Raw genomic sequence first — 13828 nt, 5'->3', positions numbered from 1 at the left:
TCTATTTCAGGCGTGCGCCGGGGGTATGGCCGAGCGTGCGACGGTAGACCTCGATGAACGCGCTGGCCGACGACCAGCCACAGCGGTGCGCGACCACGGTCACCGGTATCTGCTCGGCGAGTAGTTGCACCGCGTTGTGCAGGCGCAGCTGGGTGCGCCACTGCGGGTAGGTCATGCCGAATTCGGTGCGGAACAGGCGCGTCAGCGTGCGTTCGCCCGCGCCGACCGCGCGGCCGAGCCCCGCCAGCGTCCACACCTGGGTGAGGTCGAATTCGACCAGGGCGCAAGCCTTTCGGAGGCGCTCGTCGCTTGCGGCCGGCAACCGCAGCGGCTGTTCGGGGCTGCGGCGCAGCTGATCGAGCAGGACCCGGCGCAGGGCGACGAGTTCGGCGTCGGGCAGGTCGGGCGAGGTCGAGCAGGTGATGATCAGCTCGCGGACCAGCGGCAGGACCGCGAGCACCGACGGCGTCGTCCAGTCCGGAGCCAGCTCGGACGGGAAGCCCACTGTGTGGAACCGCGTCGGACCGTAGAAGTGGTGCTCGTGCCGGTAGCCGGCGGGGATCCAGATCGCCCGATCCGCCGGGGCGATCCAGCTGCCCGCCTCCGTCCGCACCTCCGCCACGCCCTCGCTCGGGTAGACAATCTGATGCTCGGCGTGGTGGTGGCGAGGGATGCGCGATCCGTTTGTGAGCGTTTTCGCCACCGTCGAATCCTGGCTGAAGATCGACATATCATGGCAGTTTATCGGAAGCCTGCTGGCTCGCGCCTTCCTAGGCTGCTCATATGGTGAGTACAGGGGTTGTGGGGCCGACGACGGTATCCGCGTGGAAACGCATGCGGTACTGGGTGATCGCGCACGCGGTGGACGATTTCTATCAGGGTTTGGTGCCCGCGAGTATTCCGTTCTTCGTGCTCGAGCGGGACTACAGCTACGTCGCCGCGTCGGGCCTTGCCATGGCTGCGGCGTTGGGCAGTTCCCTGCCTCAGCCCTTTCTCGGCCTGCTCGCCGATCGGTGGCGGTTGCTGTGGCTCGCGCCCGTCGGGGTGGCGGTCGCCGGGCTCGGCGCCGGGGCGGCCGGGCTCGCGCCGACGTATCCCGTGGTGTGGGTGTTGTTGCTGCTGTCCGGGGTGGGTGTCGCCGCGTTTCATCCGGCCGCCGGGCGGGACGCGCGCCGGGACGCGGGCAACAGCGCGTCGGCCATGAGCCTGTTCGCGGCGGGCGGCAGCGTCGGGTTCTTCCTCGCGCCCGCGCTCGCGACGCCGGCGCTCGTCTCCTATGGCGTCGGGGCCACCGCGTTCTTCATTCCGCCCGCGGTACTGATGGGATTCGTGCTGTGGCGGCATCAGTTGCGGCAGCTTGCTGTGGGCCACACCGCTAACTCGAACGGCGGCCGTGATCGATGGATGCCGTTTCTGGTTTTGACCGCCATTGCCGTTGTGCGCGCGATTATTTCGTTCGGGTTGAGCACATTTCTCGCGCTGTACTGGATCAACTCGCTCGGTGGATCGCGCACGCTCGGCGGGGCCGCGTTGACCGCCTTCATGGCGGGTGGTGTGGCGGGCACGTTGCTCGGTGGGCGTATCGCGGACCGCGTCGGAACGCTGCGTACCTTGCAAATCGGCAGTGCCGCAGCACTTCCCGCGCTCGCCGCGCTGCGGCTTGTGCCGAGTCCGCAAGTGGTCTCGCGGTGGCTGCGATAACCGGTGTGTGCGTGAACATTCCGTTCGCTGTGTTGGTCAAGCTCGGGCAGGACTATCTGCCGAGTCGGCCGGGCACTGCCGCCGGAGTCACCCTCGGGCTCGCGGTGAGCGCCGGCGGACTGTTCGTGCCGTTGCTCGGCATGATCGCCGATCACTCAGGGCCACAGGCTGTTTTGACCGTCATGTGCTTCGTGCCGCTCGCCGCGGTCGGGCTCACCCTGGTCCTGCCCCGGCCCGATGAGCGTGGGTGAGTTCAGAATTCGACGACGCTGCCCTCGATCCAGCGGGGCAGGCGGTCGGCGATGAAGGTGGCGAGGTCACGGCCGTCGCGATCGACCTCGCGGATTTCCTCGAGGTAGCGGGCCATGGCGCGCTTGGCGGTCTCGATCGAGCTGGTCTCCAGGAAGCCGGTGCGCTCGGTATGCATTCCTCTGTCTAGGCTTTCGGAGCCGCCCTCGTAGACGGCCCGTTTGAGGGCCGCGACGGCCACCGGTGAGCGGCGGGCGAGGCGGGCGGCGGTGCGGTGAGCCTCGTTCTGCAGTGCGGCCGGTGTGACCAGACGGTGCACGAGGCCGATGTCACGGGCGCGGGCGGGCGTGATCGGTGCGCCCTCCAGGCACAGTTCCAGCGCACGCGCCGCGCCCAGCACGCGCGTAAGCAGTTGCGTGCCACCGCCGCCCGGGATGATTCCCACCAGGATCTCAGGTTGGCCGATCTCGTAGGGGCCGTCGGCCATCAGGCGGATATCGCAAGACAGCGCCAGCTCGCAGCCGCCGCCGAGGGTGCGGCCGTTGAGCGCGGCCACGAAGACCTTGTCGGAGTTACGCATTCGGCGGCACACCTCGTGATAGCGGCGCAGATCTGCGATGCCGCCGGCTCCCGCGCGAGCCAGGGCGGCCTGTGCGCCGGGGAGACGGTCTGCGGCACGGCTCGCGTGTAGGGCTGCGGCGGCTTTGCGGCGGGTGAGGGTGATCGGCGAAGCCTGTGCGCCTTCGAGGATTTCGGCGACGTCGTAGTGGCTCACGAATACGTCCTCGACCGCACTGGTGAATATTACGGCGCGAACCGAGTCGTCTCCCTCGAGTGAAGTGAGCAAGTCTGCGAGGGCCGTCATGATCTCGCCGGTGAGGAAGTTGTAAGGCGGGTTGTCGAGCCACACGGTCAAGACCGCGCCGTCTCGGTCGGTACGGATCATGATGTCCCTTCGGTTTTCAGCATCGGGTCGAAGCGAAGTCCGAATCGGATCGCCGCGGTCATGATCCGCTGGTATCCCACGGGGAACATGCGCTGAACGAGGTCCATCAGCACCGCGTCGGCACCGATCCGCACTCGTGTTCTGCCGCTTTGGATCCCATTGACGATCGCCAACGCTGCCTGTTCCGGCGTCGTCCGCGCCAGCCGATCGAATATCTCGGCGTTGGCCGAGGCGGACTCCGCGCGGGCGACACCTGTGCCCTCGATCCGGGTGGACCGCGCGATATTGGTTCGAATACCGCCCGGGTGCACCGCCATGACCCGCACCGGCGACCCCGCCAGCCGCAACTCCATCCGCACCGACTCGGTGAAGCCGCAGACCGCGAAGTTGGTTGCGCTGTAGGCGGATTGGCAAGGCATGCCGAGAAGGCCGAAGACGCTCGACACGTTCACGATGGTGCCGCCGCCCGCTCGCTCCAGCACCGGAAAGAACGCGCGGGTGCCGTGCACCACGCCCCAGAAGTTGATGTCCACGATCCAGCGCAGACTCTCGTCGCTGATCGTCACGCCGTCGCCCAGCACGCCGACTCCGGCATTGTTGATCACGATATCCGTTCTTCCCCATTGCCTTTCGACGGTATGGGCGAAGTAGTAGATCGTGTCCTGGTCGCCGACGTCGACCACATGCGTACTGACCTCCGCCCCCAACCCCGCCACCCGATCGGCGGTCGCCTGCATGCCGATCTCGTCGATATCGGCCAACGCCAGCGGCGCACCGCGGCGGGCGAGTTCCAGCGCCGTCGCCGCGCCGATTCCCGACGCCGCGCCCGTCACCACCGCCACCTTGCCGTCGAGCCGCTGGCTATGCAGTCGTTTCAGTGCCACTCTGGTCAGAGTAGAGAATGATCACTCGCTATCTTGGGGTTCGGCTCGATGCCCGAAAAGACTGTTCGCGTGCACAATTGGGAGCCGGGGATTGGTACAGACCTTTAGTTCGTGCGACCGAGGAGGCGCTCGCCGCCGCGATCGCATTGCCGGGCTAGCGGTTGGAGCCGGTTTCGCTGCATTCTGGCTAGTGTGCTGAGTCGTTAATTCGTTGGCAGTAGTTGCCGATGGATTCGAGGATCTGGTCGGCGGTTTTGATCCAGACGTAGGGTCGGGGGCTGTCGTTCCAGGCGTCGATCCAGGCGCGGATGTCTTTGTTGAGTTCGCGCACGGATCGATGGGTCGAGCGTCGTAGTTTCTTGGTGGTCAGTTCGGCGAACCAGCGTTCTACGAGGTTGAGCCAGGAGCTGCTGGTCGGGGTGAAGTGCAGCACGAACCTGGGATGGCTTGTAAGCCAACGCTTTACCGCGGGCGTCTTATGGGTGGAGGCGTTGTCGAGGACCAGGTGGACGTCGAGTTCCGCGGGCACGGTGGTGTCGATTTTTCGCAGGAAGGCAAGGAATTCGGTGGCGCGGTGGCGGGCGTGCAGCGATCCGATGACCTTGCCAGTGGTCAGATCCAGCGCGGCGTAGAGGCTGGATGTGCCGTGACGGACGTAGTCGTGGCTGACGCGTGCGGGGGTACCTGGCAGCATGGGGAAGATCGGCTGGGTGCGGTTGAGTGCCTGAATCTGGGTCTTCTCATCCACGCACAGCACCAGTGCCCGCTCGGGCGGGTCGAGATATAGCCCGACCACATCACGGACCTTCTCGCAGAACAGCGGATCGGTGGACAGTTTCCACGAGTCCTGCTTGTGCGGAGCCAGCCCGAACGCCCGCCAGACCCGCGACACCATCGACTGCGATAAACCCAGATGCTCGGCCATCGACCGTGTCGACCAATGCGTCGCGGTCTTCGGTGTGGTCTCCAGAGTTGCGGTGATCAACGCCTCGATCCTCGCGTCGCCGACCAACCGAGGCCGACCCGGACGCGGTTCGTCGAGCAAGCCGTCACAACGCTGCTCGATGAACCGGTTACGCCACTTGCGCACCGTCGAACGATCTACCCCGATCCGTTGCCCCACAGCAGAATTCGAGCCACCATCGGCAGCGGCCAACACGATCCTCGCCCGCAACGCAAGCCCGGCAGAGGTCTTGCGGCGCCGCACCCAACCCTTCAATTCGGCACGTTCGGACTCGGTCAACACGATCTCCGCGACACGCGGACCCGGGGTCGGCACCACCACACCCTACAACTGGGTGTGAATTAACGACTCAGCACACTAGCGGCTAACCCTCGGAAGGTGGCCGTTGCTCAAGCCGAGTCGTTCGCCGATGTCGGCGATGCTCATGCCATGGTCGTGTGCGTCCTCGATCGCGGTCTGCCGAATGCCGGAGAGTTCGGCGATGCGCAACTGGTAGTGGGTGATCAGATTGCCGGCGAGTTGTGCGCGACGAATCGGATGGGCGACCGCACGGATCTCATCGACATCGTCATCCAGTGCCGGGGTTTCAGGCCTCGCTACCGGCCTTTGGCCGATGACAAAGGTGCCGCGCCGCGGAACCGTCCGTACGAGTTGCTGACTGGTCAGCAACTGAATGGCCTGCCGAATTACCGAGCGTGAAACCCCATGTCGTGCAGCAAGTTCCGCATGACTAGGCAGCTGAGCCTCATCCGTGAGTGCCCCATTGCGAATCTGCCGCGCATACCCCTCGGCGATGGTGACGTATGCCGGCTCGGCCATCCCGTCAATCCCTTCGTCTACGGTCCTGCGTTCGAGGGTACGGTGGCGAATCCGATCGCGCCGCGAACGCTGTGCCGCCCGCCGCCGTCACCACAGCCGCTACTCGACTCGCTTGCACCATGGATTCGGAGTGCACCGCACACCAGCTTGATCGCAACGAACCGCCGAGGACCCGACCCTGCCCTCGAAACCTCCCCGCGCCCAGCCACCACAGCCCGCCAACCCCGCCACAAATTCAAAGGCGCCCACCCGCCCCCACGACTACCGTGACTCCTTTGCCAAACCCGCCTCTCCCCTCCGGAGGAGCCGCCATGGCCAGCAAGTTCACCGAACTAGCCATCGACTGCACCAACCCCACCCTCCTCGCCCAAGTCTGGTGCGCAGTCCTCGACTACGAAACCCAATCCGAAGAACCCGACCTGATCACCATCGGCTCCCCTCAATTCCCCGACCCCAAATCCCACCTCGGCCCGATCCCTCCAACCCTCACCTTCGCCCAAGTCCCCGAACCCAAAACCACCAAAAACCGCCTCCACCTGGATATCAACCCCACCGACCGCTCTCAATCCGAAGAAGTAGCTCGCCTCCTCTCCCTGGGCGCCAACCACACCGATGTAGGCCAAGGAGACGCCCCCTGGGTCGTCCTAGCAGACCCCGAAGGTAACGAATTCTGCGTCCTCGCAACCCGCCACCCGTGATCGCTAACTTCTAAGCGAATCGCGCCGATCCGCCTGACATAACCTTGGAAAAGCGGCCACATATGCCGGTCTGGACTCGAACCAGAAACCCGCCGGTTGCGGATCCGCAGTGTGTCCTGTTCACAAGCTTATTCTCTCAACTGCGGTCTGAGCATAAATGGAAGCGTTCGCCCTGAGGGAGCTTTGCCGGAACCAGTCAGCTCCCAACGAGAAGCGTCTAGTTTTTCGTACCGCTCGGCGAGTGCCGAATGCCCAAGTAGGAACGTGCACATATAGACAATTTTCACCCCTCTAGACCTATTGCAAGTTTCACTAGCGCGGTCGTGGCGGCTGTGGCCAGAGCTTCGAGGCCATAACCTAGGCGAACACACGGCGACGAAAGCTGTGCGCGCGTGCTGGCTTCGATCCAACCGCTGCATGATTGCCCAAGCCGTTCGTGACGCTGCCCCAGAAAGGAGGAACGCCGCCCCCCAATCGAGCTGGAGTCTGGAGATCGCACACGTGAGCGGAATGCCTGCAGATTTGGTGCCCAGATACGCTTGCAGCAGATATACCGGTCGCGACGCGCTGACGCCCATCCCCGACACCGATATCATACTTCAAACCGTTAGCTTTATTCGAAATTTGTACCCGTTTGAAAATCTTTACCAAACATCGCCCGATATAATTCCGAGGATCGTCTTCCCTCGCTAACTACAAGGCGGCTGTGGCCCGCGGGCTTCGCCTCGATATCGCTGATAACCTCGGTCAATACTCGGCGGCCTGCCTCTCTCTGGCCTGATTTCACCAGTGCATCGGCAAGGAGACGGCCGATCTGGAACCTACGATCACTTTGCGCTCGTCGAGCATCAGCATACGCGCCCTCAAGGTATATAGCGGCCTCGGCGGGCTGCTGGGCTTTCATAAGGGCCCGCGCTATCGACATCTGAGTGTTCAAAACCGTAGACAAATTCGAACCGATACTGAAGTGGATATTGAGGACTCGCTTGAGAGTTTCGATATCACCCCGTGCTTCCGCAGCTGCGGTCACCGACCCAAGCATACCCACGCTCTGGAAATTTTCGGCGTCTTCCCCGACATCAGCTTCTACTTTTTGCACGAGAGTCAGTAATAGCTCGTATTCAACAGCAGAAGGATCCGACTGATCCGGTATCGATGTCGTCTCCACACGATCAATCGGCCCGAAGTTCACCATTTGACTGCTGGCATGTTCCCTAGCCGAGCGTACGGTCGAAATAGTTTCCTCCGCGACCTCGGCATCCAGATACTTATTAGCTGATCTCAAGAACCCTTCCAACGTGGTCTGATGATATGACTGCCCAGACTTCTCCGCCATTTCCGTGACCATCTCGATTCGCGGCCCAATCGTCCTCCCATGCAATTTTACGTAAAAATCTTCCTTAACATCGTCGGTGACAAAAAGAATTCTTCTATTCGTAGCTTTCGCGTGCTCTATAAGCTCAAACCATATGAGGCAATCCCCCAATGGATCAGGTTTACTTTTGAAGTCCTTATAACCGGGTGGAACCTTGTCCTCCATACGCGCCTGCGCGGCTTTCCGACGTTTTTCATCCTCCTCAGCCGTCAGCGGAGCGCCCATGTTCGACTCACCAATAATTGTATCTAGCGCATCACGCACCGGATCATCGAAGCGCACGTCATCGAATCCGATCGTATGCGCCGACCGAATAGTCTTAAATTCTTCCTCTAGCTTAACTAGATGCTTTTCAGCAAACGAAATGATGTCATCCTGCACCTCCTTGAAATACCGCTGAATCGTTTGTCGTATCTCACGATCGCGCACTCGCTGACCCGCCTTCAGCGAGTAATCGCCCAGCGTCTCCCGCATCGAATCGGTGATACTTTTCATCACCAACTCGGGCATCGCTTCAATGGCATCGAAATTTGCGTTGACATCCCAAGCTACGCCGAGCCTGTTCTTCTGATATTCATAAGCGACCTGGAAGGGAATCCACAGCCTCTCACCTATCTTTCCCAACGCTGCGAGGATCTGGCTCCGCTGAGAACCGCTGACGCGATAGAGAGAAAGCAGCACATTGGCATCCAGCGCGATTGTGCCGTGTTTATAGAAATCCCCGAGCTCATCAGAGGTCGGAGCATACCATTCCCGAAAGACCTTTTTCAACTAATTACCAACCTATCATCAGTACAACTACTACCGTTTTCTTACGATGTCTTGGCGGTCACAGATGAGTGGCAGCGCGAAGGGCCAGTCCAGGAATAATAAAATCCGGATCGGGAAGGATTTCAGAGTCCCGCCAAGCATTTAGCGGCACAGAGATCCGTGCAGACTTTTCCCATCTGAAGCTTTCGGTGTCGGCGGGTATCAACTGCTGCAAGGCTTCATGGCCAAGTTCACGGATAGATTCGATGTGATTTACCCCTATCTTGTCGGCCAAAAGAGCCGCATTGTCGAAGACAACCTGAACAAGCCTCCAACGGCTCGTGCAATAAACGGCAGTCTCGAATTCGTTCCGCGTAATATGAAATTCTTCCGAGGATGCCGAGCTCGCTGCCTTGACTTCGATGCAGTCGACATCCCTCCCTGGTACCTCTATGTCATAGCCGTGGGCGTCACTGAGCTTTGCGACATGAACCGGCTGTCTGCCCTCGTATTCCAGAGCAGCTACCAGCAGCAGCTCAGCAGCTTCTCCAAGAAATTTTGCTACCTTGTCATCGGCCTCAGCATTCACATCGGCCGCGGACCTCACCAGAATTTGATCAAGGCGAGGTTCCAGCCACTGCAGCGCCTTCAAATCGTCGGTTGGGATAAGCTCACGCTGCACGTGCCTCCCGTTCACCGCTAGATACAGCCAAAATGGCGGCCGCGCTCGTAGCAGCACTTGAGCGATATGTTTCATTGCGCGTCCATCGGGGAACCTCGCGGCAGCTATCAACCGTGGTGAGATCTGTATGTGAGCGTCCAAGGTCGCGAGGCCGCAGTCAATCAAGTGCTGTGCGTAGGTGTGCATCTCTGTTTGTGAGGCGTGCTGCAGACCGTGGATGCGCGCCGCGTCGACCCATTCGTCGACGTTGCGCCTGGCGGTCATAAGGGCGACGTGCGTCAACAACAGTGTGCTATATGCGGCACCGTGGATGGGCAGCATCAGCGTCCCGTCTGCAGCATTGCGGCGACCGCCGCGATGTCGTCATCGTTCCCGGCGCGCTCTCTGGCGTCGGTGTCAGGCTCGGGTAGAGCCACTTTCACAAGGCCGGGATCAGCCATCAGTTGGGCCAGGGCTCGTACCTTCTCTCGAAGGCGGCCGTCGACCAGCTCATCGATGGTCCCGCGACTCATGAGCAACGTGAATTTCGTTGTGACTGTGTCAGCGAGACCAAGCCGGTGAATTCGATCCTGACTCTGAAGAAAGTGGCCGGCGTTGAAGGTTCTGTCTAGGTAGATCGCGTGATGGCACCAGTGGTGCAGGCTTACGCCTTCTCCACATGCTGCGGGGTTTGCCAGCAGGACATGACAGTTAGAATCGAAACGAAATCGGTTAAACTCCATATCACGGGTGACCTGGTCGGTCTTAGCGATATCGGCGTAGGGTACCCCGCCGTGTACCAGCGCGGGCTGATGCACGCGAAGGTAGTTTGCGAGCAGCTTTAGATTTCGAACAAAGGTTGACCAGATGATTACCTTCTCACCTTTATCAGCGGCAGCATCGACGAGCGCCGCGACCTTCTTGTATTTCCAGGGGACTTCGAGATCTCGGTACTTCAGCAGAAGGTCGGCCACTGTCTCGTTCCCCATTATTTCCAGGGGCGGATGTTCGAATCCTTCCTGATCATCAACATCCGATCCAGCGGCGAGCAACATAGGATTTGTTGCGCCTTCAAGCAGATACATGGCTATCCGGCCAAGCCGATCGAACTTTCGGCGGTCCTGGGTGTCGAGCTTAAAGCGGCCCCGGTACTGTCCGATAAGCGAGTCGTAGATCGCCTGCTGAATCGGTGGCATCGGCTCGGTGACGATATCAAACGTCGTTGGCGGAAGGTCGAGTTCGGTCTTGGGCGTGCGCACGAAGTATCGGGAGATCGCGGCACTTGCGGCTGAGACTACATCCTCATCACGGCCAGCCTTCCGGTTGTAGACTGTGTCAGGTAGAATGTCGTGATCTTGTCCGGGGTAGAGGAATCTAACCGGTGCGACGAGGTCGTAGGCACCCTGTGGCGCCGGAGTCCCGGTCAAGACATCTCGCCGACGTGCGGCATAGGCCAGGTCGAGGACTGCACGGCCGTGAACGCCGTTCTCTCCACGTTTGATCCGGTGGGCTTCGTCTACAATCACCTGAGTTGGCTTGATTGCTACGTATTCTCGAATGCGGTCGTAGTCAGCAGCCACCCTGTTGTAGTTGGTTAAAAGCATCTCAGTGTCGTCTGGTATTAGAGTCCCAACTCCGCCGTGAACGAGAATTCCTGGTGCTGGTTCGATACAGGCGGCAGCGTCTTCTTTCCATGCTTGAAATGCGGCAATCGGCGCGATCACCAGCAGACGCTGTACTATACCGCGCGCTCGGTTGAGGATATAGTTAGCCAGGGCAACGGTAGTCTTGCCTGCACCGGGAACAGAGAAATCAGCACCATGCGGCATGCGTTGGACTGCAGCAAGATTAGCCGCCTGAAACGACTTCAGTTGGCGGGTAAAACCGGCTTTTCTTAGTTCTTCTAGCAAGTCCTCGATAGAGACCTCGATCGTCTGCGCCATCGCTGCCTGACGGTCTCGACGATCCCTGGACAGCGTCCGGAGTTGGTCGGTGAGGATCGGGCCGAAGTCAAACTTTTCGGCGAAGAGTGCTCGCACCTCCTGTAGCGACTTTAGTTCGGCAAAAAAGACATCGGCCCGCACATGGGACGTATCGACCGTTCCGCCCACAATTCCTCTGGACAGCGCTTCCTGCAAACGTGCCCATGCTCCGGGTTTGGTGTCCTCGCGCTTCTCCAACTTGACAATCGGACGCGTGTCTCGTATAAGCTCGGCAAAAATCATAAATCACCGAATCTTGTCGAGGAGCTCATTAAGCTCAGCGACCCTCTTGGCAAATTCGGCCTCATCCCATTCCGGGTATCGGCGAGCCCTGGGGAGTGCGGCAACTACACGTTTCAGCTCGTCGATCGCCTTGCCGGCACGTACCAATGGAGCTTGGAGCGCAGACTGATCACGGTCCTCCTCTTTGGCTTCATCTGCGGCAGTCATAATCGAGCTTCCGATACTTGTCAGTACATCTCGAACTTGGACTCGATCGCCATCGTCCAGAACAATATTGGCTTCGGGTCGCTTCTGGGCCACAAAAGCAAGCAGCCCGTGCAGAGGGGAGAAAGGCTCGCTGCTGCCCACAAGATCGTCGAGCAAGTCATCCGATGCCATCGGTGTTGCGGCGTCGGCGGCTTCAAGAATTGGACGCATCGTCACATCTTCGGCCATCTCGTTCAGTACGAGTTGTGCACTATCTGCGCGCCGAAGGTGCCGTAATTGTCTATAGGGCGTGCCGGTCAGTGCACCCAAGAAATATACAGCTCGCACAGAGTCGGCTTCTTGCTGCGGCTTGTTTTTAATGTACTTAGAAAGCTCGTCGAATACAGACTCGTTTTCCACAAAATCGAGGTGGAGGCGGGTGCCGCCTGAGAGCTCGACCAGCTGGTGTAGCTGCTGGAGCTTATCGTACATTCCTCGAACATCAGCGACAGTCCGGTGCATACGGTTGGCTACATGTTCCCAATTCTTTTGGGCACGATCGTAAAGCTCCTCAATGAGCATAGCTTCGTTGACCCAGGAGTAATCTTGCTTCAAGCTGTTGGCGACCTGGAGTTCGGCTTCCAGATCGACCAGCTCATATGTCGTTGCATCCGCTGGCAGCACAAGGCAGCTCACGTACCTCGCCGACAGCTCACCGGCTTCCCACAGCGCACGTAACCCTGCTGTGCGCCTGTTGCCGTTGATCAGAATGCCGTCCGCGGTGACGATCGCGGGCTCCTGCTGGCCCCGAGACTGCAGGTCTCGCTTCAACTCATCGAAGCTAGGCTGAGCGCACAGAATCCTGTATTGGGCGTCCTGCGCCACTGGGCCGAGCGGGTCGGCCGTGAAGAGGTCTTCTCGTCCTGCGAGACGCCGTTCCCGCTCCTGTTCAGCGCGAGTGCGATGGTTTGTGACTGAGAACCGTACCCAGGTTGTCTCCAGTTCAGCCTGTGGAAGATTCTTCTCGCTCCTCGGCCAGGCCGGCACGGGCACAGTGTTGGATTTAGTCCGCGCCTCTAGGAACGCTTTTCGGGCGGGGTCAAGATTGTGAAGCATTCGTCAGCTCCTGAACGTGGTTGCGCGGCCGGGGCCGAACCGCGAGGTGATGGTCGTCCTGATCGCACCCTGGCGACGCTGGAACCCGATGTGGCCGATGAACTGACTTGCCTGCGAGGGTGTTATGCCGAAAGCCTGCAACAGCGCCTCGGGGAAGACTCGGCGCACCTCACCGTTCCAGTTCCAAGCATCAGCGGCGCTATCGCGATCCGGCATCACGTATACACACGGAGGAGGGACGCTGCGCTCTCCTACTTGAAGGGCGTATCGGCTCTTCGGGCACGGACGATTCGGTGACCCGCATAGGCGGTCGTGGAAAATGACGCCTGACAGAGTATCGGGGCGCGCTCCGAGGAACTCGCCCAGTAGGCGCTTAACGCCCTTGTCAACGTGCGCCCCTGGCTCATAGCGTGTGCTGTCACACAGCCACCACAGGTAAGTTTCCCGGGCCCACTCTGGCACTTTCCACCGCTTGCTACTGTGAGCGCCATCCGGGCAGCCCTTCTGAATGATCGCGACATCGCCGAACCCCGAGAGCGTCAGGCGGTACACAGTATCTTTGCCGTAATCGGGCTTCTCAAGCCGCGCAAGGTATCCGTTCTCGACAAGCGTCTGCAACAGTTCGTAGAGGAACTCTTTACGCTCGGACACGCTGGCGCTCTGGCGACCACGGAGCTGCTCAATCGCCCCGGGCAGAGCCAGTCGGTACTCCTCCATCGTCAGCCCGTACTTGTTAAGCACGTCTGCGTCATCAGCTAAGCCTTGAATGAGCTGAGTCACGCTGTCAATTACGCCAGGCAGTGGAACACCTACATGGCGGCACGGTGCGGCCAACTCAGCATCCACTCATCTACCCCTGTCTCCCTAGCGACCCCATGAGAGCCGACTTCTATTGCGCTCCTGGACAATCGATCTTAACCACGCCCAGCAACAAACGTTGACGGACTCAACCTACTCTCCCCCACCGACACTTGCAGCTACCGCCAGAGGCTGCCGATAACCGACCCAGAAGTGAAACGAGACTGTTCTTTATGCTCCGCCGAAGGCCGATTGCTCGCTGACGTTGAACGGCCGCCACTCAGCAGGGCATGGACAGAGTCCGCGCTTCCCCAGACTGCGGCCCATATCGGTCCCAACATCGACAGGCGTCAGGGACTCGCGAACCGCGGCACCGCAAGCTGCTACCTAAGCCGCGACGTCAACTCACTTTCAGATCTACTGCAACGACGCAGGAGAATCCAAACGGGCGCGCCC

Annotated in this window: 11 protein-coding genes and 1 pseudogene; 2 read left to right on the top strand and 10 right to left on the bottom strand. The window is 60.5% G+C overall.

What is annotated here, in order from left to right; all coding sequences use genetic code 11:
* Position 1: 1 nt before the first annotated feature.
* Complete coding sequence (locus tag ON39_RS09685; RefSeq protein WP_040733047.1) at positions 2–730, bottom strand: AraC family transcriptional regulator; 729 nt, start codon at positions 728–730, stop codon at positions 2–4.
* A gap of 53 nt (positions 731–783) precedes the next feature.
* On the opposite strand from ON39_RS09685, the pseudogene ON39_RS09680 reads away from it, so the two are divergent.
* A pseudogene (locus tag ON39_RS09680) lies at positions 784–1952 on the top strand (MFS transporter).
* Between the two features lie 2 nt (positions 1953–1954).
* Here ON39_RS09680 and ON39_RS09675 read toward each other — a convergent pair.
* The 4 genes from ON39_RS09675 to ON39_RS09660 all read right to left on the bottom strand — a co-directional run bounded on the left by ON39_RS09675 (position 1955) and on the right by ON39_RS09660 (position 5563).
* The gene (locus ON39_RS09675; protein WP_040733045.1) at positions 1955–2896 is read right to left on the bottom strand and encodes an enoyl-CoA hydratase/isomerase family protein; all 942 of its coding nucleotides are present in this window, start codon (positions 2894–2896) and stop codon (positions 1955–1957) included.
* Positions 2893–3780, bottom strand: a complete 888-nt coding sequence (locus ON39_RS09670; protein ID WP_246003066.1) for an SDR family NAD(P)-dependent oxidoreductase — start codon at positions 3778–3780, stop codon at positions 2893–2895. Before ON39_RS09670 ends, ON39_RS09675 begins: the two co-directional genes overlap by 4 nt.
* Before the next feature lie 187 nt (positions 3781–3967).
* On the bottom strand, positions 3968–5059 hold the full coding sequence (locus ON39_RS09665) for an IS630 family transposase (protein WP_040733153.1): 1092 nt from the start codon (positions 5057–5059) through the stop codon (positions 3968–3970).
* Positions 5060–5101: 42 nt separating this feature from the next.
* Entirely contained in the window at positions 5102–5563 is a 462-nt protein-coding gene (locus ON39_RS09660) for a GntR family transcriptional regulator (RefSeq protein ID WP_083894349.1), read from the bottom strand.
* 311 nt (positions 5564–5874) lie between these two features.
* Between ON39_RS09660 and ON39_RS47150 the strand changes: the two genes are divergently transcribed.
* Complete coding sequence (locus ON39_RS47150) at positions 5875–6261, top strand: VOC family protein (RefSeq protein WP_083894348.1); 387 nt, start codon at positions 5875–5877, stop codon at positions 6259–6261.
* A gap of 613 nt (positions 6262–6874) precedes the next feature.
* On the opposite strand, the gene ON39_RS09650 is transcribed toward ON39_RS47150, so the two are convergent.
* From ON39_RS09650 to ON39_RS09630, 5 genes are all read right to left on the bottom strand, one after another.
* Positions 6875–8407: a PIN-like domain-containing protein gene (locus ON39_RS09650; protein WP_040733042.1), complete on the bottom strand. Its 1533-nt coding sequence runs from the start codon at positions 8405–8407 to the stop codon at positions 6875–6877.
* Positions 8408–8465: 58 nt separating this feature from the next.
* Positions 8466–9350, bottom strand: coding sequence for a protein NO VEIN domain-containing protein (locus ON39_RS47145; protein ID WP_157195431.1), 885 nt, complete (start codon positions 9348–9350; stop codon positions 8466–8468).
* 38 nt (positions 9351–9388) lie between these two features.
* A complete protein-coding gene (locus ON39_RS47140) occupies positions 9389–11227 on the bottom strand; it encodes an SNF2-related protein (RefSeq protein WP_169335872.1) in 1839 nt (612 codons plus the stop codon).
* Between the two features lie 48 nt (positions 11228–11275).
* Positions 11276–12289 carry a hypothetical protein gene (locus ON39_RS09635; RefSeq protein ID WP_157195430.1) on the bottom strand — a complete coding sequence of 338 codons (1014 nt, stop codon included), beginning with the start codon at positions 12287–12289 and terminating at the stop codon, positions 11276–11278.
* 288 nt (positions 12290–12577) lie between these two features.
* On the bottom strand, positions 12578–13354 hold the full coding sequence (locus ON39_RS09630; protein WP_040733037.1) for a hypothetical protein: 777 nt from the start codon (positions 13352–13354) through the stop codon (positions 12578–12580).
* Between the last annotated feature and the right edge of the window lie 474 nt (positions 13355–13828).

It is taken from the genome of Nocardia tenerifensis NBRC 101015 (assembly GCF_000308715.1).
Lineage (GTDB): Bacteria > Actinomycetota > Actinomycetes > Mycobacteriales > Mycobacteriaceae > Nocardia > Nocardia tenerifensis.
The sequence above is the reverse complement of the archived record's forward strand: the minus strand, read 5'-3'. Positions and strand labels throughout refer to the sequence as shown.